Annotated in this window: 30 protein-coding genes and 2 tRNA genes; 19 read left to right on the forward strand and 13 right to left on the reverse strand. The window is 60.2% G+C overall.

The genetic code is table 11. From position 1 onward, the window contains the following. Positions 1-2: 2 nt before the first annotated feature. The 5 genes from LG047_RS15645 to LG047_RS15665 all read left to right on the forward strand — a co-directional run bounded on the left by LG047_RS15645 (position 3) and on the right by LG047_RS15665 (position 2580). Entirely contained in the window at positions 3-290 is a 288-nt protein-coding gene (locus tag LG047_RS15645) for a hypothetical protein (protein ID WP_227967670.1), read from the forward strand. A 102-nt stretch (positions 291-392) separates the two neighbouring features. Further along, on the forward strand, positions 393-809 hold the full coding sequence (locus LG047_RS15650) for a hypothetical protein (protein ID WP_227967671.1): 417 nt from the start codon (positions 393-395) through the stop codon (positions 807-809). Positions 810-813: 4 nt separating this feature from the next. After that, positions 814-1026 (forward strand): hypothetical protein, encoded by a 213-nt coding sequence (locus tag LG047_RS15655; RefSeq protein ID WP_227967672.1) that lies wholly within the window; start codon positions 814-816, stop codon positions 1024-1026. Continuing rightward, positions 995-1279 (forward strand): hypothetical protein, encoded by a 285-nt coding sequence (locus LG047_RS15660; protein ID WP_227967673.1) that lies wholly within the window; start codon positions 995-997, stop codon positions 1277-1279. Before LG047_RS15655 ends, LG047_RS15660 begins: the two co-directional genes overlap by 32 nt. Positions 1280-2001: 722 nt before the next feature. Further along, entirely contained in the window at positions 2002-2580 is a 579-nt protein-coding gene (locus tag LG047_RS15665) for a tyrosine-type recombinase/integrase (protein WP_227967674.1), read from the forward strand. 277 nt (positions 2581-2857) lie between these two features. On the opposite strand, the gene LG047_RS15670 is transcribed toward LG047_RS15665, so the two are convergent. Genes LG047_RS15670 through LG047_RS15680 form a run of 3 tightly spaced genes read right to left on the reverse strand, consistent with a single transcriptional unit; the run spans position 2858 to position 4823 of the window. Continuing rightward, the gene (locus LG047_RS15670) at positions 2858-3373 is read right to left on the reverse strand and encodes a hypothetical protein (protein ID WP_227965714.1); all 516 of its coding nucleotides are present in this window, start codon (positions 3371-3373) and stop codon (positions 2858-2860) included. A gap of 8 nt (positions 3374-3381) precedes the next feature. Next, the gene (locus LG047_RS15675) at positions 3382-4527 is read right to left on the reverse strand and encodes a HigA family addiction module antitoxin (protein WP_227965713.1); all 1146 of its coding nucleotides are present in this window, start codon (positions 4525-4527) and stop codon (positions 3382-3384) included. Next, positions 4527-4823 carry a type II toxin-antitoxin system RelE/ParE family toxin gene (locus LG047_RS15680; protein ID WP_227965712.1) on the reverse strand — a complete coding sequence of 99 codons (297 nt, stop codon included), beginning with the start codon at positions 4821-4823 and terminating at the stop codon, positions 4527-4529. The genes LG047_RS15675 and LG047_RS15680 overlap by 1 nt, the downstream gene beginning before the upstream one ends. Positions 4824-4932: 109 nt before the next feature. Between LG047_RS15680 and LG047_RS15685 the strand changes: the two genes are divergently transcribed. Both LG047_RS15685 and LG047_RS15690 read left to right on the forward strand, forming a co-directional pair. Then, positions 4933-5817: a helix-turn-helix domain-containing protein gene (locus LG047_RS15685; protein ID WP_227965711.1), complete on the forward strand. Its 885-nt coding sequence runs from the start codon at positions 4933-4935 to the stop codon at positions 5815-5817. Positions 5818-6049: 232 nt separating this feature from the next. Beyond that, the gene (locus tag LG047_RS15690; RefSeq protein ID WP_227967675.1) at positions 6050-6214 is read left to right on the forward strand and encodes a hypothetical protein; all 165 of its coding nucleotides are present in this window, start codon (positions 6050-6052) and stop codon (positions 6212-6214) included. A gap of 30 nt (positions 6215-6244) precedes the next feature. On the opposite strand, the gene LG047_RS15695 is transcribed toward LG047_RS15690, so the two are convergent. Then, a tRNA-Ile gene (locus LG047_RS15695) sits at positions 6245-6320 on the reverse strand. Positions 6321-6453: 133 nt separating this feature from the next. On the opposite strand from LG047_RS15695, the gene LG047_RS15700 reads away from it, so the two are divergent. After that, positions 6454-7104: a class II aldolase/adducin family protein gene (locus tag LG047_RS15700; RefSeq protein ID WP_227967676.1), complete on the forward strand. Its 651-nt coding sequence runs from the start codon at positions 6454-6456 to the stop codon at positions 7102-7104. Here LG047_RS15700 and mtnA read toward each other — a convergent pair. Beyond that, on the reverse strand, positions 7101-8201 hold the full coding sequence (gene mtnA / locus LG047_RS15705; protein WP_227967677.1) for an S-methyl-5-thioribose-1-phosphate isomerase: 1101 nt from the start codon (positions 8199-8201) through the stop codon (positions 7101-7103). The genes LG047_RS15700 and mtnA overlap by 4 nt on opposite strands. A 110-nt stretch (positions 8202-8311) precedes the next feature. Between mtnA and LG047_RS15710 the strand changes: the two genes are divergently transcribed. Together LG047_RS15710 and LG047_RS15715 are read left to right on the forward strand one after the other, a co-directional pair. After that, on the forward strand, positions 8312-9064 hold the full coding sequence (locus tag LG047_RS15710) for a peptidase (protein WP_227967678.1): 753 nt from the start codon (positions 8312-8314) through the stop codon (positions 9062-9064). Further along, the gene (locus LG047_RS15715; RefSeq protein WP_227967679.1) at positions 9061-10026 is read left to right on the forward strand and encodes an L-threonylcarbamoyladenylate synthase; all 966 of its coding nucleotides are present in this window, start codon (positions 9061-9063) and stop codon (positions 10024-10026) included. The genes LG047_RS15710 and LG047_RS15715 overlap by 4 nt, the downstream gene beginning before the upstream one ends. On the opposite strand, the gene LG047_RS15720 is transcribed toward LG047_RS15715, so the two are convergent. After that, a complete protein-coding gene (locus LG047_RS15720) occupies positions 10023-11063 on the reverse strand; it encodes a hypothetical protein (protein ID WP_227967680.1) in 1041 nt (346 codons plus the stop codon). The two genes, LG047_RS15715 and LG047_RS15720, sit on opposite strands and share 4 nt — an antisense overlap. Before the next feature lie 184 nt (positions 11064-11247). On the opposite strand from LG047_RS15720, the gene pgi reads away from it, so the two are divergent. Continuing rightward, entirely contained in the window at positions 11248-12891 is a 1644-nt protein-coding gene (gene pgi / locus LG047_RS15725) for a glucose-6-phosphate isomerase (RefSeq protein ID WP_227967681.1), read from the forward strand. Positions 12892-12927: 36 nt separating this feature from the next. Here pgi and LG047_RS15730 read toward each other — a convergent pair whose 3' ends face one another. Next, positions 12928-14049: an acetylserotonin O-methyltransferase gene (locus LG047_RS15730; RefSeq protein ID WP_227967682.1), complete on the reverse strand. Its 1122-nt coding sequence runs from the start codon at positions 14047-14049 to the stop codon at positions 12928-12930. Positions 14050-14162: 113 nt separating this feature from the next. Between LG047_RS15730 and LG047_RS15735 the strand changes: the two genes are divergently transcribed. The 4 genes from LG047_RS15735 (at position 14163) to LG047_RS15750 (ending at position 17026) form a co-directional block, all read left to right on the forward strand. Next, positions 14163-14239, forward strand: a tRNA-Arg gene (locus tag LG047_RS15735). A 529-nt stretch (positions 14240-14768) separates the two neighbouring features. Continuing rightward, positions 14769-14993 carry a hypothetical protein gene (locus LG047_RS15740; protein ID WP_227967683.1) on the forward strand — a complete coding sequence of 75 codons (225 nt, stop codon included), beginning with the start codon at positions 14769-14771 and terminating at the stop codon, positions 14991-14993. Between the two features lie 612 nt (positions 14994-15605). After that, positions 15606-16085, forward strand: coding sequence for a hypothetical protein (locus LG047_RS15745; protein WP_227967684.1), 480 nt, complete (start codon positions 15606-15608; stop codon positions 16083-16085). Positions 16086-16414: 329 nt separating this feature from the next. Next, positions 16415-17026, forward strand: a complete 612-nt coding sequence (locus tag LG047_RS15750; RefSeq protein WP_227967685.1) for a hypothetical protein — start codon at positions 16415-16417, stop codon at positions 17024-17026. 231 nt (positions 17027-17257) lie between these two features. On the opposite strand, the gene LG047_RS15755 is transcribed toward LG047_RS15750, so the two are convergent. The 3 genes from LG047_RS15755 to LG047_RS15765 all read right to left on the reverse strand — a co-directional run bounded on the left by LG047_RS15755 (position 17258) and on the right by LG047_RS15765 (position 19070). Continuing rightward, positions 17258-17599: a hypothetical protein gene (locus LG047_RS15755; protein WP_227967686.1), complete on the reverse strand. Its 342-nt coding sequence runs from the start codon at positions 17597-17599 to the stop codon at positions 17258-17260. A gap of 87 nt (positions 17600-17686) precedes the next feature. After that, positions 17687-18769 carry a transposase gene (locus LG047_RS15760; RefSeq protein ID WP_227965592.1) on the reverse strand — a complete coding sequence of 361 codons (1083 nt, stop codon included), beginning with the start codon at positions 18767-18769 and terminating at the stop codon, positions 17687-17689. Positions 18770-18809: 40 nt separating this feature from the next. Next, positions 18810-19070, reverse strand: coding sequence for a hypothetical protein (locus tag LG047_RS15765; protein ID WP_227967687.1), 261 nt, complete (start codon positions 19068-19070; stop codon positions 18810-18812). Between the two features lie 394 nt (positions 19071-19464). On the opposite strand from LG047_RS15765, the gene LG047_RS15770 reads away from it, so the two are divergent. The 4 genes from LG047_RS15770 to LG047_RS15785 are packed head-to-tail and all read left to right on the forward strand — an operon-like array spanning position 19465 to position 20877. Then, positions 19465-19725: a hypothetical protein gene (locus LG047_RS15770; RefSeq protein WP_227967688.1), complete on the forward strand. Its 261-nt coding sequence runs from the start codon at positions 19465-19467 to the stop codon at positions 19723-19725. 26 nt (positions 19726-19751) lie between these two features. Continuing rightward, positions 19752-20012, forward strand: coding sequence for a hypothetical protein (locus tag LG047_RS15775; protein WP_227967689.1), 261 nt, complete (start codon positions 19752-19754; stop codon positions 20010-20012). After that, positions 20009-20674: a hypothetical protein gene (locus LG047_RS15780; protein WP_227967690.1), complete on the forward strand. Its 666-nt coding sequence runs from the start codon at positions 20009-20011 to the stop codon at positions 20672-20674. The genes LG047_RS15775 and LG047_RS15780 overlap by 4 nt, the downstream gene beginning before the upstream one ends. Further along, complete coding sequence (locus tag LG047_RS15785) at positions 20671-20877, forward strand: hypothetical protein (protein ID WP_227967691.1); 207 nt, start codon at positions 20671-20673, stop codon at positions 20875-20877. The genes LG047_RS15780 and LG047_RS15785 overlap by 4 nt, the downstream gene beginning before the upstream one ends. 69 nt (positions 20878-20946) lie before the next feature. Here LG047_RS15785 and LG047_RS15790 read toward each other — a convergent pair whose 3' ends face one another. Genes LG047_RS15790 through LG047_RS15800 form a run of 3 tightly spaced genes read right to left on the reverse strand, consistent with a single transcriptional unit; the run spans position 20947 to position 23616 of the window. After that, the gene (locus tag LG047_RS15790) at positions 20947-21231 is read right to left on the reverse strand and encodes a hypothetical protein (RefSeq protein WP_227967692.1); all 285 of its coding nucleotides are present in this window, start codon (positions 21229-21231) and stop codon (positions 20947-20949) included. 23 nt (positions 21232-21254) lie between these two features. Beyond that, positions 21255-23066: a hypothetical protein gene (locus tag LG047_RS15795; RefSeq protein ID WP_227967693.1), complete on the reverse strand. Its 1812-nt coding sequence runs from the start codon at positions 23064-23066 to the stop codon at positions 21255-21257. Between the two features lie 52 nt (positions 23067-23118). Next, positions 23119-23616 (reverse strand): hypothetical protein, encoded by a 498-nt coding sequence (locus LG047_RS15800; protein ID WP_227967694.1) that lies wholly within the window; start codon positions 23614-23616, stop codon positions 23119-23121. Positions 23617-23631: the final 15 nt, after the last annotated feature.

Genomic DNA, 23631 nt, shown 5'->3' on the forward strand with positions numbered 1-23631 from the left:
CGATGAACAATTCTAAGCGCCTTGGCGATGCGCCTATTGAGCCGAAATTTAATGCACAGATGAACGCCGTCGCTGCCACGCTGGACGAATTTTTTAACGGCGGCGTAGATGGAGAAGTGAAGCGGCCGCGCGAGGTCGGATTCGTGCTGCTTGTTTTCCCGTTTGGGGAAGCCCCGAATAGTCGATGCAACTTTATCTCGAACGGTGCAGATCGGCGTGATGTCGTTTGCCTGATGAAAGAGATGATCGCGCGCTTTGAAGGCCAGCCCGAGACGAGAGGGAAGGCGTGAGCAAAATATCACGCACAGCGACCAAAGCGGCGGATTCCGCGCCGGCTCGTGAGAGCAAACCCCGATAGGGGGAGGAAGGTAAAGTAGGGGAGATGTAGACCTATGATCTGCACCACGCTCAACCGTATTCGCGAACACAGGCCATGCCAAGACCAATGGCCGGTGTTGCTCGCTGGGCTCGGCAAGACGGCCGCAGATGACGAGCCGCTGCCTTACGCGCGGATTGTCGAAATATGCGGGGTTGATGACGCTCTTTGGGCCTGCCGCGCAGAACCGCAATATGCAAAAGAGTGGCGGCTTTACGCAGTTTGGTGTGCTCGTCAGGTCGAGCATCTGATGACGGATGAACGGTCTCGCGCTGCTTTGGATGTTGCCGAGCGTCACGCAATTGGCGAGGCGACTGACGAGGAATTGGCCGCCGCGAGGGGAGCCAAGAGGGAAGCCGTGTGGGCCGCCGCGTGGGAAGCCGCGAGGGCCGCGCAAACCAAGAGGTTCCTCGAAATAGTTGGGGAGAGGTAGAGAGATGAGCCCGCGCACAAAGAACATTCTTGTCGGAGCAGTGATCGGCTTCATGCTTGCGGTATCGCTGCCTCTGGTTGTTTTGTTTCTCGACACAGCACCGGAGGTTAACGCTTACATTTTCGGCGAACGATACAAGTTGTTCGCCACATTCACAGAGGCAATCTGTTTGATCGGCGCAATTTTTGGCGCAGCGCTCGCGGCGGCGGATGACTGACATGCCACGCACCCCCGCCAACATGACGCAAGCTCTCAAGAAGCCCGAACGCAAGCAATTCGTCGCGCTGACAAATATCGTGATGATTTACATCAAGTTAGCTGAGGCTCTGATGAAAGAGCCTCACAGCGACGATAGGGACAAAAGGCTTGCAAGGCTGATTAACGCCTTGGAGATCGAGAATGACAGGGCGCAGTATTTCGCGCTCGGCGTCAATTCCCGAACAGACAAAAAGAAGCCGCTGAAAAGGTGACGTGATGCCAGCCCCTCCCGCCAAAGCTAAGCAAGGCGAGACGCGCCAGCGGCGTAAGGCGGCGCACACTCAATCCGACTATGAGCGGATGCTGCGCGCGGCCGAAAAGGTCACAGGCCGCCCGCATGTGATAGAGGCACGCCCGGACGGAAGCTGCAAGATCGTCCCTTATGACCCGACAGTGGATAGCGGGAACAGCGGGGATTACTCATGGGAAGTCCCATCAGCGGCGACATCGCGGGTTGCGGGGAAGGGAAGGCCGGTCCTTTGAAGGCCGCATGGCCCGGAAAAGACCGCCTTACCTTCACCGAGAGACAGGCCGGAACGGCGAGACGTTCTGGTATGTGCGGATAGGCCACGGCCCTCGAATACGCATTAGGGGCGATTATGGCTCGCCAGAGTTCAGGGCCGCATATCATGCGGCTGTAGGAGGCGAGACGCCACCGCCACGGCGCAAGAAGAGCGGCGTCGGCTCTCTCGCGTGGCTCATAGACCTCTACCGTGAATCGTCCGATTGGAGGCGGCTTAGCCCCGCGACGAAGCGCCAGAGAGACAACATCTTTTCGCATATCATCGCAGGGGCGGGAGATTATCCAGCCGCCAGTATCACGCGCCGGGATATTATCGACGGGCGCGAGCGACGCGCCGCCACGCCAGCAGCGGCAAACAATTATCTCAAAACCGTTCGCGCTCTTTTCAAATGGGCGGTTGATACGGAAATCTTGCGGTCGGACCCGACGCAAGGTGTTGACCGGGCGGCGACGACCGGCGATGGCTTCCACGTCTGGTCAGAAGAAGAAATCGAGAAATACGAAGCGCACTGGCCGATAGGGACGCGGGAGCGCCTATGGCTCGCCGTCTTCCTATACACAGGGTTGCGACGCGGCGACGCCGCCAGCCTGCGACATGATCAGATAAAAAACGGCGTGATCCTGATGCGGGCGGAAAAGAACAAGGCGCAACTCGCAATCCCGATCCTCCCCGAGTTGCAAGCGGTCATAGACGCCAGCCCGAAAGGAGAGACGACGCTTATCTCGACGCACGGCGGGAAGCCATTGACGAAGGAAAGCCTTGGAAACCTCTTCAGGGAGGCGTGCATGGCGGCTGGCGTGCCTGGACGGGCGCATGGGCTGCGCAAGGCGGGCGCGACGCGAGCGGCGAACAACGGCGCGACCGAGAGAGAGCTAGAAGCCATTTTCGGATGGCACGGCGGGAAAATGGCCGCTCATTACACCCGCGCCGCAGACCGGGAGCGGCTCGCCAAACAAGCCATTGGAAAAGTCGTCAAACCGAAGGGGTAGTGGGTCAGTTTGAAATCGGGCGGGGTTGACGGAGCATCCGCAATCCCCACACTAGGCTTATGACGAAACAGCCGAAACGCCCCCGCGACCCCAACCAGCTCGCCAAGTTCATCGTGGACATGGCGACCGGAGAAACGGAGACGCTACCAGAGACGCCAAAAGAGGCGCGGGCAAGGAAGGGCGGGACTAAAGGTGGTCCGGCGCGAGCCAAGGCTCTTACGCCCGCGCAGCGATCAGAAATCGCGAGCTTAGCTGCTGCCGCTAGGTGGAAAAAGAGTTAGGCGACGCAATCGTCATCATCATCTTCTTCGTCGTCTGAGCGCATTTCTGCCGCTCGCAATTCCGCAACGTCATCAGTGAAATCTGTAAAGAAATTCAGTTGCGGGTCGTCAGGGAAGACTTTGTTCATCCTCTCAACGTCGCAAGCCCCCCGATAAACTGAGTGAGCAATCGCATCTCGCCGTTGCTTCGTTGCCTTTTGCCTCAGCGTGGGCGTTCCTCCCGTATCTGTGTCGAAGTAGTGCTTTGTTGCCACCCCGCCGTCGAACAGGGTGACGCATTGCTTCGCTCGATAGGTAAAGCCACCTTCGATATCAAATCGACGCGCTTTCCTAAGTTCACGTGTCACTTGCTCTCGCAGGATACGTTTGATGTCCTGCGGGCGCGGGGCAAGCTTTTTCGCCGCCACCGCCCAGTCAATGAAGTCGGCAGGGTTGCCGGCGCCGGAAGGCTGGCCGGTTTCTGCAACCCATTCATCCCAAAGGCGCAGAACCTGTTCGTGATAGTCCGCCATAGTACCCTCTATAGACCGGTTGGTGCAGGGTATCCCCATCCGTCTTTCAGACGCCAATCGAGGATGTGCTCCCTTATGCTAGTCTGATACTTTCTCAGCCAAGCATAGTTCTTCGTCTTCTTCTGTATCTGGCCGACGACTACGCAGGGGTTTATCTTAACTCTCGCGGCAAAAGCCAGCATATCCCTTTCAGAAATAAACGGGCTTTTCCTTTCAATGAAAGAATTCAGTAAGTCTCGGGGCACACAAAATTCTCCCGCCTCCCGATTTGCTATTATCTCGCAAGCAGGAAGGCTCGAATTAGAATCTGCGTCTGCACCTATTTCATCGACCGGCGTGAAAGATTCGGCGTGGCCATCTCCGCGCAAGATGTGCTCAATTTCATGCCGAAGCACGAAACAGAAGTTATCAAGGCGGTCGAGACGAAGCGTCATGCCAATAACAGGCTGGTCGCCAAGCCACACACACACACCGTCGATTTTCGACCCCGGCAGCGCCTCGACGAAGACCAACCTCACACCGCAAGCCCACAAGATGCTTGGAATTTTTATAAGGTCGTCTTTGTCAAGCATATGCGCTCTTATCGACGGGAGCGCCTTGCGCAGCCCATCAGCCGAATAAGCTGGGCAATCCGTAACACCTTCAGCTATTTTCCGGACTCTATGCAGCCACACATATTGGATTGGTGTCGTTTCTTCATATCCAGTCTTCTTCGGCGCGTGCGCGATTATCTCAGCGTCGCTGACAAACGGGATATCTTCGACTCGATTCTTCCCAAAGAAACGCAGCATCTGAAGATGGAGAAGGGCAGGCTCAGCATCCTCAATCCAACCGCGCTTAATCATCTCTCGGACAGGGAAGACCGAAAGCCAAGATGCGCGTGTCCGAACACCGGGGTCAGATTTTTTCGCGCGATGCAGATCATACATCTTCTGCAAGTTCAGAAAAAACTCAGCGGGCATGTCGAACGCGTCGCCAAGCGCTACCGCGGAGTCAGGAGTAACGTCTGTAGAGCCCTTTATCAGTCGATTGAGCTGGCTAACATCGACCCCAAGGATATAGGCAAGGTCCGCCTGCGCCCAGCCACGAGCGTCAAGCTCCTCAGCGATAAATGTGCCGGGGTGATCCACCGGGAATGGCGCAGACTTTGACATTAATGATAGTCCTCGATCGATAAGATCGTCACTGTTTGCGGTTCGGTTTCCTCGTCCAACTCGAACACCATTCGATACTGGTCGTTTACCCGAATGGACCGCTGACCTTCTCGATCCCCTTTCAGTTTTTCGTAGTGCAGGCTCTTCCAATTCCGAAGAGAGCGATCATCGATCGCCGCACGAAGAACCGTGAGCTTCCGTCTGGCTGACTTGATGACACCGATCGGAAGCCTGGTTTCGCCGGCCTCGTCTGTTTCAATCAAAGAAAGCTTTTCGTCGGCAAACACGACTCTCATTGATCCCTCGTATCACTCATGAGGCCAAAAAGCAATATCAAATTGACTAGAGCAGTCAAACTGACCTTTATGCTTGACTTAAGCGGGCGGCCAGCTTACATTTCCTGTCATGAACAAGCTCTCGACCGAAGACCGCGCCAAAATCCTCCATCTTCTCTGCGAAGGCCAGTCGATCCGCGCGATTACACGTCTTACTGGCGCTTCAAAGAACACGGTCGCGAAGCTCTTGGCGGATGCTGGTAAGGCGTGCTTGGCCTATCACGATGCCAATGTGCGGAACGTCGAGGCCAAGCGCATTCAAGTGGATGAGATTTGGAGCTTTACCTACGCCAAGCAGAAGAATGTGGCGGCGGCCAAAGCGGCGCCGGAATGGGCTGGCGATACGTGGACTTGGACCGCGATCGACGCAGACTCCAAGCTCATCGTCTCCTATTTCGTCGGCGGTCGCGACGGCGAATGCGCGAAGGTGTTCATGGACGATCTGGCCTCTCGCCTCGCCAACCGTGTTCAACTGACCAGCGACGGCCACAAGGCTTATCTGGAGGCCGTTGAAGGCGCATTCGGATGCGATATCGACTACGCGATCCTGAACAAAATTTATGGGACCGTCCCTGATGCCGCTAAGGGTCGCTACAGCCCCGCCGTGTGCCTTGGCGCGAAGAAAGAGCGCATTGAAGGCAAACCCGATCCGGCGCACGTTTCGACCTCGTATGTCGAGCGCCAGAACCTCACGATGCGGATGCACATGCGCCGCTTCACGCGCCTGACCAACGGATTTTCAAAGAAGGTTGAAAACCACGCATACGCGGTCGCTCTTCACGTGATGTATTACAACTTCGTCCGCGTTCATTCGAAGCTGCGCATGCCGCCGGCAATGGCCGCTGGCGTTTCCGATCGGCTTTGGGAGGTCGCTGATATCGTCGCGCTTGTTGAGGCAGAGGAAGCGAAGGCCACTCCCGCCAAGCGTGGCCCCTATAAAAAACAGGCTACCTGAGCGAGTAGGCGGGACTCGAACCCGCGACCTCTCGCTTAGCAGGCAAGCGCTCTATCCAGCTGAGCTACTACTGTATAACCCTTGCGGGTTACCCGGTTCTCCGGGCGACGAATAATTAGCGACAAATCTCTTTCGCTCAAGTTAATTTCAAACTGACCCACTACCACCGAAGGAAAGCGATTGACGAGCGCTATACGGCGTATAGAATCCAAGGATGGCACGAAAACCCTTCATGGTGCGCCTCTCGGACGAGGAAAGGGAGGCAATTCGCGCGGCGGCGGAAGCTGACCAGCGGTCAATGTCGGATTGGGCGCGGGTCACGCTGATCAATGCGGCCCGGCAATCCTATGCCCGATCGGGCGAAACCGTCCAAAAACCGAAAAAAATAGACAAGTAAATCAACAACTTGCGAGGCTGAAATGCGAAGTGGTGGGCCGGGCAGGACTCGAACCTGCAACCAGACCGTTATGAGCGGCCGGCTCTAACCATTGAGCTACCGGCCCCGCCGTCGCGGGGGACGAACCGTCCTATACCGCAATCGCCGCCGGGGGCAATATCATTGCGTGCGGGGCCGCCGCGCTGGCGGCGCGCATCGCGGGCGGTTGCGGACAAATTGCGACGGGCGAGGGAACGGGGATGAGGGAAAGCGACAAGCGTGCGACGATCGTGGCCGCGGCGCAGGAGCTCGAGCGGCTCGGGCTGAACCATGGTTCTGCCGGCAATCTCTCGATGCGCGACGGCGATTCGGCGCTGGTCACGCCGAGCGGCGTGCCCAGTCGCGAACTCGCCCCCGGGTCGATCGCTTGCATGAAGTTCGACAGCCATGATGGCGCCTATGACGGGCCGCTGCCGCCATCGAGCGAATGGCGCTTTCATCTCGACATCTATCGCGCCCGACCGGATGTGAACGCCGTCGTGCACATGCATTCGACCTATGCGACGACCCTCGCGACGCTGCGGCGCGAGATTCCCGCCGTGCATTACATGATCGCGGCTTTCGGCGGGCCGGTCGTGCGATGCGTCGACTATGCGCCCTATGGAACGGAGAAGCTGTCGCGCCTTGTCGTCGCGGGGCTGAAGGACCGGGACGGCGTGCTGCTCGCCAATCATGGCGCCATCGTCACCGGCGCCGATATGCGCAAGACGCTCTGGCGCGCGGTGGAGCTGGAGGCGCTCGCGCAGGTGTTTTATCTCGGCTCGATCGCCGGCGAGCCGGTGATCCTGCCGGACGACGAGATTTACCGCACCGTCGAGCGCTTCAAATCCTATGGGCCGCGGGAGCGTTAGGCGGCGTCCGCGAGGTCGGGGAACAGCTCCTTCAGCCCCCGTTCCGTCGCCGCGCATACGCCTCGCTCGGTGATGAGGCCCGTTACGAAACGCGCGGGCGTGACGTCGAAGGCGTAGTTGCGCGCGCGCGAGCCGTCGGGCGTGAGCTGGGCTTCGACGATCGACCCGTCGCCCGCGCGGCCGACGATGTGCGTGACCTCGCGCGCGTCGCGCTCCTCGATCGGAATGTCCGCGACGCCGTCGGCGATGCGCCAGTCGATGGTGGAGCTCGGCAGGGCGACATAGAAGGGGACGTCATTATGGTGGGCCGCGAGCGCCTTCAGATAGGTGCCGATCTTGTTGCAGACGTCGCCCGCGCGGGTGGTGCGGTCGCTCCCCACGATGACGAGATCGACAAGCCCGTGCTGCATCAGATGGCCGCCGGCGTTGTCGGCGATGACCGTATGCGAAATCCCCTCGCCCAGAAGCTCATAGGCCGTGAGGCTGGCCCCCTGATTGCGCGGGCGCGTCTCGTCGACCCAGACATGGAGGGGGATTCCGGCCCGCGCGGCCTTGTAGATCGGCGCCAGCGCCGTGCCCCAGTCGACCGTCGCGAGCCAGCCCGCGTTGCAATGGGTGAGGATATTCACCGGCCGCCCGGGATTCTTCTCCGCCGCCGCGCGGATCAGATCGGCGCCGAAGTCGCCGATGGCCGCACAGGAGGCGACGTCCTCCTCGGCGATTCTCCCGGCCTCGGCATAGGCGAGATCGGCTCGCAATTCCGGCACCGCCGCCAGCAGCAGGTCGCGCGATCGGTCCAGCGCCCAGCGCAAATTCACCGCCGTCGGGCGCGTCGCGAGAAGCTTTTTATGCGCCGCCTCGATCGCCGCGTCGCCGGGATCACGCGCCGCCGCGAGCGCGAGGCCATAGGCGCCCGTGACGCCGATCAGCGGCGCGCCGCGCACGACCATCTCCTTGATCGCGCGCGCGGCGGCGTCGCTATCGTCGAGCGTGCGGGTCTCGAAACAATGGGGCAGGCGGGTCTGATCGATGACATGGACCCTGCGGCCGTCGTCATCGATCCAGATCGTCCTGTAGTCTCGACCATTTATGCGCATGGAGAAACATTGTTCGCGGGGAGCCTTCCAACACTTGTGCCTTCTGGCCCGGAACTTGTAAACCGGGGCGAGCGCGAGCCAGGGCGGCGCGCTCGGCTCGGGGAGCTTCTATGACCTATTGCTGCGGCATCATGGTGCGCGACGGACTTGTGATGGTCGCCGACACGCGCACCAACGCAGGCCTCGACAATATAGCGACCTTTCGCAAGCTTCACATTTTCGAGAAGCCGGGCGAGCGCGCGCTCATGCTCGCCACTGCCGGCAATCTCTCCGTGACGCAGGGCGTGGTGAACTTCATCGCCGACGGATTCGAGAACCCGGAGACGGGCGAGACCGAGAGTATCATGACGGCGACCAACATGCTGCAGGCCGCGCAACTGATCGGCCGCGCGGTGCGGCGCGCGCGCAAGGAGGCTCATAGTTCGGTAGAGCAGGCGGCGGGCGTGAGTTTCGACGTTTCGCTGTTGCTCGGCGGCCAGATCGGCGCCGGCGCGCCGCGGCTGTTCATGATCTACACCGCCGGCAACAGCATCGAATGCACGCCGGACACCAATTACCTCCAGATCGGCGAGCACAAATACGGCAAGCCGATATTGGACCGCGCCGTCAATTTCGATTCCGACCTGTATGACGCGCTGAAGATTGGCCTGATCTCGATGGATTCGACGATCCGCTCCAATCTGTCGGTTGGCCTGCCGATCGACATCGCCATGATGCGGCGCGACGCGCTGCGTCTGGAGGTGTCGACGCGCATCGACGCCAGTGACGAATATTTCCGCGATCTGCGCGAACGTTGGTCACAGGCCTTGCGCGCCGCTCATATGGCGATCCCGGTGCCGCCCTATCGCGGCCGCGGATCGTGACGGTTCTCGCCGGGGCGGATGCCGCCGCGATCGCTCGGGCGGCGGCCACGCTGCGGGAGGGCGGGCTCGTCGCTTTCCCCACCGAGACGGTCTACGGTCTCGGCGCCGACGCCACAAACGCCTGGGCGGTCGCGCGCATCTATGACGCCAAGGGGCGGCCGTCCTTCAACCCGCTCATCGCTCATGTCGCGGATATTGAGTCTGCGCGGCGCGAGGCGCTGCTGCCCGAAGCGGCGCTGCGTCTCGCTGAAGCCTTCTGGCCGGGGCCGTTGACAATTGTGACGCCCGTCGCCCCGGGCGGGTCGGTCTGCGAACTCGCGCGCGCCGGATTGCCGAGCGTCGCCCTGCGCATCCCGGATCATCCGGTCGCGCAGGCGCTGATCGCGGCGCTGGGGCGGCCGATCGCGGCCCCCTCCGCCAATCGCTCCGGCCATGTCAGCCCCGTGACGGCGGCTCATGTGGCGGAAGATCTCTCCGGCCGGGTGGAAATGATCCTCGACGGCGGCCGCACGACGGCGGGGCTCGAATCGACCATCGTCTCCTTTTGCGAGGCGACTCCGATCCTGCTGCGCCCGGGCGCCATCTCGCGCGAGGCGATCGAGAAGGTTCTCGGCGAGAAACTCGCGGCGCCCCCCCGGGCGGAGGTGCTCGCGCCGGGCATGACCGCCTCGCATTACGCCCCCGACGCGCGGCTGCGGCTGGAGGCGCATGAGCTGGAGCCCGGGGAAGGGGCGCTGGATTTCGGCGGCCGGCTGACGGCGCTGGCGCCCCCGGGCGCGACCGTGCTCGATCTTTCGCCGGTTGGCGATCTCGTCGAGGCGGCGGCCAATCTTTTCGCCTATTTGCGCGAATTCGACGCGCGCGGCGTGCGCAGCGTCGCCGTGGCGCACATCCCGGAGCGCGGGCTGGGAGAGGCGATCAATGATCGCCTGCGCCGAGCCAGCGCGCCGAGGCTGGATTAGGCGGCCAGCGCCGTCGGCGTCGCCGCGCGAAGGTGGAAATCCTCCGTTGCGGCCTCCGGCTCGCCTCTCAGATAGGAGCACTCATATCCGCGCGCGACGAGATCGCCGGCGCCCGCCGAGCGCATTTCGACCGCCAGCCGCGTCAGCTTGTTGAGCACAGGCGTCTCGACCCAGGAAAATAGCGGCGCGTCCGGCGTCACCTTGCGCATCGCCGCCTTGCGATGCTCGTTGTTCTCCTGGTTCATGCGCGCCTGCCAGCCGGGCCGCGGCTCCTGCCAGTCGTTGGCGACGATCACGGGACCGCGAATGATGCGCGCCTCGCGCTCGGTGCGCTCGATCAGCGCCATCTCGCCGCGCTTCACGCCCGCGAGCGTAAACAGGGTGGGGCGCGACAGCGGTTCGCGGGCGATCAGCCGCACCGCCTCCTCGAAAGTTTCGCAGGTTTCGAAGGCGTAGCGCAGCAGATGATCCGGCGGCCAGTCGCCCTCGCTCCTGAGCGCATTGCGGAGATTGACCGCGGCGTCATAGGGGAAACCTAGGACGCTGCTGGTGCGCCGCTGCATCGGCGCCTGATTGATGACCGCGCAGAAGCGTCCCGGCGCCATGGCGCTGAGAACCCCGACCGCGCCCGGCCAGGTGGCGTTGTAGAAGTCGCCGGCCGGTCCCGATTGCCAAGCGATCTCGACCGCCCTGCCGAGGCCGTGGAAGGGCCAATCGAGCGTGCGGCGAATGCGCGGCAGTCCGTCCACCCCCTCATAAGCCTGCGTCGTGCAGGCGAAGAGATAGGACATGTTGAGCGTCATGGCGCCGGGGAAGCCGAGAATAGCGGCGACATGCTCCAGCTCGGCGCGATAGGCGGACCCCGAACGTCGCAGCCAGTTGGCGGCGACGCGGTCGATCGGCGAAAGGCAGAGCCGCCCGAGCGGGGCCACGACGCCGAGACAGGCGTCGCGCAAGGCGACTGCGGCGTCGACCCGCGCCTGCGCATGGGCCACGGGTCCGCCGTCGCGCACGTCGAGGAAAGGGATCGGGTTCATCGTCGTCCTTCTGTCAGAAAAGCGTCATTGAACCGATATGGTTTTCACATCCCTCTGTCACAATACAGTGAAATCTCGGACAGCTGTCGCTGCAATGCAACACGAGCGGATTCAGGCGGTTCTGATATAAACAACGCCATGCTTCGCAGCCGATTCGGCCGCTCTATCCCTGTCCGAGACCAATATGTCCCACGCCGTCGCCGCCGCCTTCCTCGCCCTCGAGACTCATGCGCCAACGCTTGAAGACACGCGCACGCGCGATCTCTTCACGACGGACCCGTCGCGTTTCGAGAAGTTCAGCGTCGCGCTCGACGACGATTTTCTGTTCGATTTCTCCAAGCACAAGATTACGCGCGGGACGCTCGATCTGCTCGTCGCGCTCGCAAAGGCCCGCAATCTCGAATCGCGCCGCGACGCGCTGTTTTCAGGCGAAGCGGTGAACAACACTGAAAATCGCGCCGCGATGCACATGGCCTTGCGCGATCTTTCGACGCGTCCGCTCATGATCGGAGGCGAGAATGTCCGGCCGCTGATCGAGGCGGAGCGGGAGAAGGTCTTCGCCTTCGCGCGCGCCGTGCGCAGCGGCGAGGCCAAAGGCGCGACGGGCCTGCCTTTCACGGATGTCGTGAATATCGGCATCGGCGGCTCCGACCTCGGCCCCGCGATGGCGGCGCGCGCGCTTTCGCCTTATGGCTCGGAGGGTCCGCGCGCGCATTTCGTCTCGAATGTCGATGGCGCCGATCTCGCCGATACGCTCGCCACGCTCGATCTTTCGCGCACGCTTTTCATCGTCTCCTCGAAGACTTTTACGACGCAGGAAACGATGGCCAATGCGGCGAGCGCACGCGCGCGCCTCGTCGCTGCGCTCGGCGAGGATGCAGTCGCCAAGCATTTCGCCGCCGTGTCGACGAAGCTCGACAAGGTCGCGGCCTTCGGCATCGACGCCTCGCGCGTATTTGGATTCTGGGACTGGGTCGGCGGCCGATATTCGCTGTGGTCCTCGATCGGACTTGGGCTCGTGATCAGCGTCGGGCCCGAGAATTTCACGCAGTTCCTTCAGGGCGGCTACGACATCGACGAACATTTCCGTTCCGCGCCGCTCGACAAAAACATCCCTGCGCTGATGGGCCTGCTCGGCGTATGGCATCGCAACGTCATGAAACGCGGCGCGCATGCGGTGATCCCCTACGATCAGCGTCTCGCGCGCTTCCCCGCCTATCTGCAGCAGCTCGACATGGAATCGAACGGCAAGTCCGTCACGCGCGACGGCGGGCTCGCCACGCATCAGACCGGGCCGGTGATTTTCGGCGAGCCGGGCACCAATGGCCAGCACGCGTTCTTCCAGTTGCTGCATCAGGGAACCGACGTCACGCCCATCGACTTCCTCGTCGCGGCTGTGCCGACGGCGGCCGACGCGCATCATCACGCGCTGCTTTTCTCCAATTGTCTCGCCCAGGCCGAGGCTTTCATGCGCGGGCGCACGCTGGAGGAGGCCAAGGCCCAATTGCGCGCACAGGGCCTGAACGAGGACGAAGTCGACGCCCTTGCGCCGCACAAGGTCTTTCCGGGCGACCGTCCGTCGAGCGTCATGCTTTATCGCCGTCTCGACCCGCGCACGCTCGGGCGTCTCGTCGCGCTTTACGAGCACAAGGTGTTCGTGCAGTCGGTGATCTGGGACATCAACCCCTTCGACCAGTGGGGCGTGGAGCTCGGCAAGGAGCTTGCGAACCGTCTGGCGCCGATCGTCGAAAACGGTGGCGCCTCGACCGAGGGCCTCGACGCCTCGACGGCGGGTCTCATCGCCTGGCGGCGGTCGGCGACGAGCTGAAGGGCTTTGCAATGCGCCAGACTCGCGGCGCCTCCTCTACGCCGCCTTCGCGACCAGAATGCTCGTCAGCGTCGGCAGGGCATTTTGTAGCAGACGGAACTCGCCAAAGCCCGCCTGCGTGAGCAACGCCTCGATTTCCTCGACCCTGCGCGGCTCGCCGCGGCCCATGGCCAGCGTATAAAAACCGTAATAGGCGTCGAGCGGCTCGGCGCCCTTCACGCCCGACATCGCCTCGATGATCAGCAGCGTCGCGCCCGGCGCGAGCGCCTTGCGCACATTTCGCAACAGCGTCAGCGCCGATTCGTCGTCATGGTCGTGCACGATGCGGATCAGCGTGACGACGTCGGCGCCTTGCGGCAGCGCATCACGCAGGAAATCGCCGCCGGATATTTCGGCCCGGGACAGCAGGCCCGCCGCGTCGAGGCGCGCCCGCGCGCGTTCCGCGACCGCAGGCAGGTCGAACAGCGTCAGTTGCAGTTGCGGCGCCCGCTCGGCGGCCGCGGCGAGAAACACGCCTTCTCCGCCGCCGACATCCATCAGGCGGCTGTGTTGCGTGATGTCGTAAGCGTCGAGCGCCTCTTGCGCCACCATCGGCTGCGAGGCGGCCATCAGCGCGCTGTATGGCGCGACCGGTTCGTCGCCGAGCGACTTCGGTTGCGTCAGGTCCGAATAGGGCCAGTAGTCGGCGAGCCGGGCGCGCCGCTCGCCGCGCAACAACGCCACCGGATCGGCGAGATCGGCGTAAAGCAGGGGCTGATGCTCGACGAGCGACAGCGCGGCGCGATTACCCGCAAAGGCCGCGCCGAGCTGGCCGAGTCCATAGCGTCCGCCGGAGCGCCGCTCCGCGAGATCGAGCGAGGCGGCGGCGTCGAGCAGTCGCCGCGTCGCGTCTTCGGAAAGCGCGAGTCGCGAGGCGATCTCCCCCGAAGTCAGGGGGCCGTCGATCAGCTGGTCGAAAAGCTTGAGCCGCGCGCAGGCGAAAAGCACCTGCGAATAGACGAAGCCCGCGGTGAGATCGAGCGCCGCCCGGGCGCGGCGGCGGGCGATGGCGCGGGTCAGCGGATTGGCCAGCGACCAGCGCTGGAACGCAGGGTCGGCGATCAGCCTGTCGCGAGCCGCCCGAAACCGGTCGATCCATTCCTCAAAAAACGCCGCCACGCCGTTTCTCCGAATTTTTCTCCCGATAGCACGCCGCCCGGACGAGGCGAAGCCTCGATGGCGTTGCAGGAGCGTATTCCTTCCTGTAGAAAAGTGACGCCCAAGCGCAAAGGGCGCCCGTAGCTCAGCTGGATAGAGTGCTGCCCTCCGAAGGCAGAGGTCAAAGGTTCGAATCCTTTCGGGCGCGCCAGCTAAATCAAGGGTTTAGCGCATTTCTCCTAGCTTGCTTTGAATGGCTAGGTAGCAGATAGGTAACACGCTGCTTTCCTAGTTCAGATGTCGCTATCCAATTCAGCGACTAGTCCGGCGCACGCTGGCGACGATCGCAAGGTTCGGCAGCGTCTGCGCGGTCATCGACAAGGATGTGCCGCCAAGATCGTGCCCGCTGGGCCTTCCGGATTTCCTGAACCAGCGATGAATGATGCGGACATGCGGCGTTCAGGGAGAATGTGAGAGACTCGTCTTCATTAATCCTCTCGCCGCAACCCCGCCCCTCTCACGCGGCGACGGGATATTCGAGAGCCTCCCGGATTTGTCCGGGAGGCTTTTTCTTTTCCGACGTGGGATCGCGTGTAAACGCCGTACCTATTCCTTCGCCTCCGCCCTCCCATTTTTGGGAGGTGCGCGCCGCCAAACTCGGCTGTTAATTACTTTTCACAACAAAAACAGCTATTTACACAGCGAATGTTTCCGCTGTGGCCTTTCTATAGGAGGTGTTCATGAGCGGCGCGAATGAAGCGAGGGCAAGGCGTCTCGTCTATCTGCGGCATATCCGAAAGGCGAAGCGCCGGGATGTTGCGATCATGCTCCTTTGGGCCGCTTTTGACTACATCGACGACGCAGCATCTCGGGATATGGTCCGGTTCGTTCTTGGCAGGATCGCGGATCAAGCAGACGCCGCTCGCCAGCATTGCCAATGCGACGCGGAACCTATTGGAAAATAGCGTAGGTGCGTTTGCTACCTAATATCGCTTCCCTGCTTTCGCAGGACGGTGCGTGTTCCTACATGGCGGGCGGGATCACTCCCTCGTTTATCTCCCGTGCTCCCCAGCCCCTCGCCGCCGTCCTCGTCCCGGCGTGGAATTCACCCAGAACAACAGAGGAATGGCCGGGCCAAGGACGTAGAAAGGCTCCAGTGCTGGAAGTTCTGCGGCAACTCGGCGCAGTCCCTCACTTATCAATTAGGAATAGGCTTTGACATTCTCAGACCAACCGGAAAGGTGACGCTATGGGTTTCGCTCGCGATTGGCTCACTCAAATGGGTGTTATTTTCGACGGCATGTCGCATGGCGATCCAGGCTCGTTCATAGGCATTCCTGGGACCACGCGCGTCGGAACTGGGTCGGGAGCGCAAAGCTCAACCGGCACCGGAACCGGAGGCACTGGAACGGGGTCAGGCAGAATACGGTCTGGCCATACCCATCAAGATATTCGCGGCATGCTCGAAGACTTGTATCATCAACAATACGGCGAATATCCAAAAACAGACGAACAGTTTGAGACCTGGTTGAGACACAATTGGTAGCCATTGCACAACGAAAATGGCGAGGTTTTTCATGTCTCGGCTTCTTCTCTGTTTTTCAGTCGCGACTTTAGCTGCCGGCTGCGCCACCCAATACAGTCGTGACGGCATGGGCTTCAGCGGCGGCGTTGAAGCTCAGATGATTACGAACGATACCGCCCGAATTTCAGGGCGAGGCAACGGGTTTACAGATAAAGCGAGAATTCAGGACTTTGTCTTGCTGAAGGCCGCCGAAACCGCCGCCGCGCACGGTTTTTCCCATCTCGCTATTCTTGGGTCAGAAAATGTCACGTCCGTATCTTCATACACCACGCCCGGGACGATGCAGACCAGCGTTTATGGCAATTCTGCCTACACCACTTACAACCCCGGATATCGCGACACTGTGATCAAGCCGGGCGCGGATGCTATGGTTAAGTTCTGTAAGCAGGACAAGGCCAATCCCTGCTCCGACATGCTGCCTGCGAATGAGATTATCCAGAACCTAGGGCCGAAATATTTACCGAAAAATTAGGGCAAGAAGGCAGCGCCCATCGCGCGGCGAACACGGCGCGTCGGAAGGCAATCTACCTGGAATTGCACCCTGAAACGGCGCACGGGGCGGCTGGCGCTAATGCCCGATGGGATGCAACGGACAATTTGTCCACTGCATTTTCCGCATCGCCGTGATGATCCTCCTTATTGACCCGCCTCGCGCTCATATGGCGGTCCTTTTTATTCGTGGTCTCGGGCGCAGCCTTATGCTTCGGGCCGCTCTTGACCGCAGCATCAACCGCGCGCTCAAATCGCTCCCAGACATTGGGATCAACGCTACCACCTTCTCCAAAGGGTCTTTTTCCAGCCATGTCAGACTCCTATCAGCCGAAGATGCCGTCTCAAGAAGAGCAAGACAGCGCGATCGATCTCCTGAAAAACATCGGGCAAGTCATGGTCACTTGGCAAGGAATTGAAAGCCTTGTTTTTGATGTTTTCCGATATTTTTTCGCGCCTGATCATTACGACGTAGCCGCAGTCGCGTTCTTTGCTGTCCAAGCACTCGAAACAAGAATGCAAATGATTGACGCGCTCATGGCTCAATTTGCAAATGAACAACAAATTGGCGACTGGTCTTTAATCCACAAAAAGATTAGAAAAAAGTCTAAAGGGCGAAACATAGCTGCTCACGGAAACTTTGTATTCTTCGGCAAGCACCCAAAAAGAAAGGCGTTCTTAGGAAAAAGTACTTTTGATATTGGGAAATTCCCGAAAGCCCCAGCAGAAAAAGACTTCTATAGCCACAAGGAATTGGAAGAATGGGCTAAGTCATTCATTTTATTATCTAAAGATGTTCATGACTTTCTTTCGGAATTGAAGCAAGATCAAGCGCTGCTTCTAAAACTTCGCGCACGACCGCAACGCGTAGAGGAGAGCGACCAGTTATACCCGAGGGTATATCACATTCCTCAAGCACCCTAACGCCCGCATTTACCCATTTCTTTCGTTATATCTATGTCACCGGTGGCCCGACCATTGAACTCTACCATTTGCCCTCACTACGCTAAAGTGATAATTGTCCAAAAAGTTTCCAGCAGAGGAACAGCTTCCGGCTGCTCAAAATGCACTTGCTGGCGAGCATTTCAGCTATTTTCCAGCGCTTTAAATCAGAGGGATAGTCAATGAATTCCGATTGTGACGGGCGCTTGTTCCTCAATACTTCGCGATCACCTGTTCAATCGAATATCTCCAGCTCCATTCCTTCATTTCGGGAAGGTTGGGCAAGGAAACGTATGATTTGAAAGCGCGTTTTTGCCCCCTAGGAGAGTTTATTGAATAAATCCACTCTTTGCTCTCACCAACAATGCCGCACTTTGCTTCGGGACCAATATCGTCGAATATGCCCGGGCAATCTGATACCACCACCTTAATTTCCATTTCCTTCAGTTCATAAGGCGACTTATTTGTTACAGTTCCAGTGATTTGCGGAACAGTGCCGAGCGCCAGCTGGAGACCTCCATAAACCGCGATTTTGGCTGGTGGAGGTCGTCGCATACCGGCGACCGTCTCGCGAGCGCGGATTGGGCTGGCTGATATCTTGGCCTCAGGCGGCTGCGGCAGCCTTACTGTCGGCTCCCGGCCTCAGGCCGTTGCGTATTTTCCCTTCAGGAAGACGAAGCGGCGCATGTTGTAGGCGAGATTGGCGAGGCCGATCTTGACCCTGGCCCTTCCGATGCCGATCGTGCGGACAAAGAGGGCCATCGGTCCCTTTTGCAAGGCGAACACATGCTCGACTGCGCTGCGCACCTTCGACTTCTGCGCATTGGCGATCCGCACGCGTTCCGGCATCGGCCGGCCCTGCGGCTTCTTCCTGTGGATGCGCGAGACGAAGCCGCGCCGTGTCAGCATGGCCTCGTTCTTCGCCGAGCGATAGGCCGTATCCGCCCAGACGTCGCTCGCCGTGTTGGTCCGGTCCAGAACGTCTTCGAGCCGCGCGCCGTCATGCGCGGCGGCGTGGGTCGCCGTCCATTTGCGGATGAGGCCGAAGCCGCGGTCGATCGACACGTGATTCTTGTAGCCGAACGCCGCAATGGCCAGATCGACCGGCGGAAGCGAGCCATCCTCGCGCGGCTTGGCCTTGCTGTATTTCACCGTCCAGCGCGCGTCGCGATCTTTCTGCGCGAGCTTCTTCGGCTTGTCCGTCCAGCCATTCGGAATGCGGCCGTCCCGGATCGCCTTCTTTTCTTCAAGCGTATTGCGCTGCCTGGGCGCGGCGACGATCGTCGCATCGACAATCTGTCCGCTCATCGCCAGAAAGCCCGCTTCGCGCAGCGCCGTGTCGAAGCGCGCGAACAGGGCGTCGACGGCGTCGGCCTTTTTCAGCGCCTCGCGAAACGACCAGATCGTATTGGCGTCGGGAACCGCGTCGGCGAGCCCCAAGCCGAGGAAGCGCATGAAGGACAGCCGGTCCTTGATCAGATATTCGCAGCGCTCGTCGGAGAGCGCATGCATGGCCTGCAGGATCAGGATCTTGAACATGAACACATGATCGAATGGCGGCCGCCCGCCCTTCGAGCGATCCCCGCGCGGAACCGCCGACTCCAGAGAAGGGCGGAACAATTCGAAATCGACGAGAGCGTTCAGCCGCTCCAGATCGTCGCCCTTGGCCGACAACTCCGCCAGGCGCTCGTCCACATCGAAAAAACCGGGAGCTTCTTTCGTCATGCCCGCCATCCCCTTCGCGACATGATATGAGTGAATCAGCTCAAGCGCATTTTGCCCAGGGGTTTATGGAGGTGTCCAGCTGCGCGTTTGATATAATGATCTGTTCTCGACTGATGAGCTTGCTCGCAATTTGTCGCCGTGCCTCGGTTTGGCGCGAGTCGTTCCAAAAATAGATCGCGGCCATTGCTGCCAGCACCACCGCTCCCGCCGCGAGGAACAACAACCCGCGTCGAAATCCACGATAATGGATGGCGAAGTATATCGTTGCTACAAATGCGATGCTGAGAGCCAACCATTCCATCCCACCATCTCCTTGGCTCGAAATTTCTATTTCCTTCGAATCGTCACGCTTGACCCACAGCGTTCCTCAGCGACGAACCCGTCGCCGGCACATCAACCTTCGCGGCGTCGACAGACGCAGCCTTTTTCGTCGAAATAGACCCCGGCGCGATCGAACGCAGATAAGACCGCTTCGACGTTCGCAGCCTGCATTTTGCGCTTCCCTCCCTCGAAATCTGTGAGTGTTTTCCGCGAGACCCCGCTTTCCGTTTCCAGGCGCGTAGCGGACCAATCTAGTGACGCCCTAGCCGCTCGACACTGCCAAGGCTCAAGATAGTTACTCATTTTGAGTCATTCCTATTGACATATGACGCATTATGCGTAACATTCCGCCTTAGATCAAGAGGCAGCCGCCCATGTCCGCCACCTACAACCGTTCCGCCATCATGCAAGCCGCTCACTGGACCGCGAAATGGCGTGTCGCCAGCGTCGGCGGCTCTTACCGCGAACACTTCAAGCGGGCGCTCTCCTACGAGTGGAAGCGCGCGAAGGAAGCCAAGCAGCGCCACGAACAAAACATTGGCCTACCGATCCGCAGTTGCCTCGCCGATGCGCCGTCGCGCCGCAACTACTTCACCCGCGGCCATGCCCGCATCGCGCACATAATCGCGGCTTGACCCATCACCGACAGGAGGAAAAGAAGATGACGCATCAATCAGATGGTTCGGAAATGCTGCAGTGGCCGGGACGCGCTGCCTGCATCGAAGGACTTGAAGAGCACCTGAACACCGCCGCACGGCTCGCCCGCGCATTGTGGGAGATGGCCCACTCCCCTGATCTCCTGAGCGGAGACCAACGAACTCAGGAAGCATTAATCGAAATGGCTCGTGTGATTTCGGATCATACGAGCGCGGCGCGATATGCCTATTACAATGATTCAGAGAAAAGGGAGCAAGGCAAATGAGCAAAGCTTCTTCACGTCGCGCCATCCTTGGCGCTCTCGCCGTCGCGCCCGCTGCCGGGCTTCCTGCCATTTCTGTTGCCAGCGATGATCCGGCGCTCGTCGCCATCGGCGAATATATGCGGCTTCGCGCCGCTGCCGATACAGCGTGGAAGCTTGCCGCCGACGCCGGAGACAATTTTCATTCCGCATGTGACGCTATTGGTGTCGTCACCTACAAGGGCGAGGTAATCCGCTCCCTGGGGCATCTCGACATCCTTAGGAACCCAAACCGGCCATTGACTGAGACTGAGTTGGAAAATGCTATCGACCGGCTACGCAAGGCCACAGCGAAGTTGACGGAAGAGGCGGCGCGACCTGACCCGGAATATTTGGTCGCTCGCACGGCGTTGGAGGCCCATCAACCGGATTTTGAAAAGGCCCTGATTAATAGCGGCGTCGAGGCGGCCGAAAACGCGGCCTCGGAGGCAGAAGAACATGCCGACGCGGCGCAACGCATGGTGTTCGAATCAGAGCCGACAACGCCGAAAGGGGCGGCCGCGCTGATCAGACTCGCGGCCGATCGTATCGACTTTGTTGGATTTAGCGATGGTCTGCTTGATGACATATTCACCGAGGCCATCCGGAAGGCAGTCGCCATCTTGGCAAGGGAGAACCGCACGTGAAAACGCTACTCGATTGCATTGACGAGCTTTGCCGCATCCGCTCCCGCGCCAAGCTTTTGGAACTGGCCTTGACACAGACCAACGAGGCGGGTGACGGCGTTTACGGGGAAGCCATAGCGCAGCAAGCGCAAGATGTAGCGATCCATTTGGACGGGCTGGTGGCGGCGTTTGACGCCATAAATCAGAAAGCGCGAGCGCGATGAATAGCGCGTTCGGCGTCGCAAATGCAGTGGACAAATTGTCCGTTGCATCCCATCGAGCATGAGCCCCAGCTACCCTTTATCGAGATGCGTCCCGCGAACCATGGCAAGCGCTTGCTCGCTGATCTTCTCCCCGCGTTCGGCGTCGCGACGTATCGTCCGTTCTCCCTTGCCAAGCGCGTTCGCTGTAGCTTCAATAAAGCTGTCTTTTTCAGTGTGGCCAAATTGGCCAGACTGGTAGTTTCCGCCTCGCTCCGTCTCAGGATGTAATTCCAGGTATATAGCCTTGCGCCGCGCCGTATTGGCGGCCCTGTCCGCCGGGCTTAGCTCAGCCCGCATCAGGTTTTCGTCAATCATCGCAAGTTCGGCGCACACGGCATCTATGCTTGCTCGTTTTGCATCATCTTTTCGACGTTTACGCCAATCGAGGAAAAGAAGCTCCGTAGTCGCTCGCTTGCTTGCTGGTTGATCAAATCCTGTGGATCAATGTTAAGACCACGTGCGCGAATGATTTTTGAGAGGCGCTCGACGTTGGCGGGGGTGGCGCGATCAGCGAGCGCCTTGATTCCGGCCCCGAGCGCGGCAAGCGGGACGGATGCGCCGCCAGAGGAAACGCCGCCGATGACATGCAGCGCCATCATTAATCCGTTCCCTTGCGGGGAAAGCTTGCCAAGAAGGCGAAGCGTGTTCTGCCCCTGCGTTCCGGTGACGATGCGCGCGAGAGCCGCCTTTTCCGCATCCGTGAAGGATTGGGATTTCTTCTTGTTCTGAAGGATTTTGCGAAATTCCTGACGGATGGCGTTGTCAACATTCCCGCCAGAGCCGGTTGACGCCGCGCGCATCTTAGCGGCCTGCAACGCCTCATCCACGAGGTCCGCCTTGCGATAGGATGACCAGAGCGACCGCGCTTCCTTCAGCGCCGCGACGCCGCCCTTCGCGTCGCCCATGAGCACGTCAGACGGCTTCAGGTTCGTAAGGAAGTCATCGAACCTTTCCGCCGCCATCGCGCCAAGGCGGCGCGTTTCCGCGTCCGTGTCCGTGCGGGCCGCGCGGAGCATCTTCCGCGTCGTCTCCAGCCCCTTCAGCGTGACATTGCCGGATTGAAGGTTCTGAAGCTCATTGATGAAATTCGACAGCTTCGGCTGATTTGAGGGGTGGTAGCCCTCATTCGCTAGCATGGCCTTCGTATCGTTCCAAAGCGTTTGCACGCCTTGCGGCTTGACGATAAGCCCGGCTTGGTCCGCTGCGTCATAGGCCGCCTGAGACGACGCCTTGATTTCTTCCTTTGTGGGAATGACCGGCGCAGTTCCACGGACCTTGGACGCGACACGCCCGACCGCGTTGATTGGAGCCGTGACGATCTTTTCCGCAATCGGGGCCGCGACGCCGCCAATAACGCCGCCGATGGCCGCAGACTGGAGCGCCTTGGCCGGGTCTTTCGTGTCCGCGAGTTCGGACAGGCCGCCATATCCGGCTCCTAACGCTGCGCCCTGCGCCATTCGGCCAACCAACGACACTGCGGGGGCGACGGGAAGGGCAGCCGCGCCGGTGACTGCTCCGACCAGCGCGCCGCCAAATGACGCCGCTTGATTCTGCCTCGCGGCGGCTTCGTCAATGTCGCGCAGATAGGAATATTCCTGCTCGAACGATCCAGCGCCCGGCTTTGTCAGCGTGCGCGCGGCCGCAGCGACATTGCGGGGGATATTCAGTAAGGCGGCGTTTGCCGCTGAGGATAAGGCTGCATAAGCCGGGCTCGCCGCCGTATGTCCCGCGTGATCGAGAAGCATTCTGTCGGCCTTTGTGCGCAGTTCGGCGGCGAGCTGGCGTCCCTCCGGCGAATTCTCGAAATCGTCGGCTGACTGAATATCCGGAAGATGATCGAAAAGGCCCCTGCCAGCGTGCGCGCCATTGGAGGGATTTGGGAGGTCCGGCAAATGGTCGAACATGCCCGGTCTGGTGTTCGGCTGCTTGGCAGACTGCGGAGGTATCAGATCATCAAACATGCCAGTGGTCGCTGCTCTGCCATGTTGCCGGATAAGCTCGTCCCAATCGTCGCCTTGTTGTGAGGCAGCGGCGAGGTCTTTCCTGCCGTAGCGGGCGATAAGCTCATCCCAATCGTCACGGGGCTGCGCCTTCGCCCGCTGGGATGGAATGAGATCGTCGAACATGCCTTTGCGGTTTCCCTGGTTCATTCTTATTCGCCTTTCTGGTTGTATTTGCGCAGTGTCGAGATTGTTGCCGCAGTCAGGCCCGCTCGCATGGATGGCCCGAAGGTTTCGGAGATTGTGCGGCTTCCCATTCCGCGACATCACTCAAGAACGCCTCCGTCCGTTCGACGCGCCAACCCATGCGGTCGGATAGCTCTTGAACATCGGCGACGCCGTCCAGCATCGCCAAACCCAATGCTTTTATGTCGGCATCAGTCAGGTCTTTAATCGGATGTCTTTCCAACGGGTCAGGCTCACCGCGCGCCTTGCATTCGCTTTCCTCGTGCGCCCGCTCAACATCATTACGTATTATGTATGCCCGCGCATGATTGATATCCCAACCCATTGCCTCGGCCATAGCCTTGGCCAAGTCGTCAGCTCGGTTTTCATAATCAAATGCAAACTCAAAACGCATCATTCGTTCTTGGTCTTCCGCGCTCAGGGACGAAAACAGATAGCGTGTGTATTTACGCTTCGGAGAATTTCCCTTGTCCTCCAGCCGAGAGAGACGCGCGTTCGTTCGTGCGTTGCTCATCTGACGCCTCCACGA

Source organism: Methylocystis sp. WRRC1 (genome assembly GCF_020733155.1).
In the GTDB taxonomy this organism is placed as follows: domain Bacteria; phylum Pseudomonadota; class Alphaproteobacteria; order Rhizobiales; family Beijerinckiaceae; genus Methylocystis.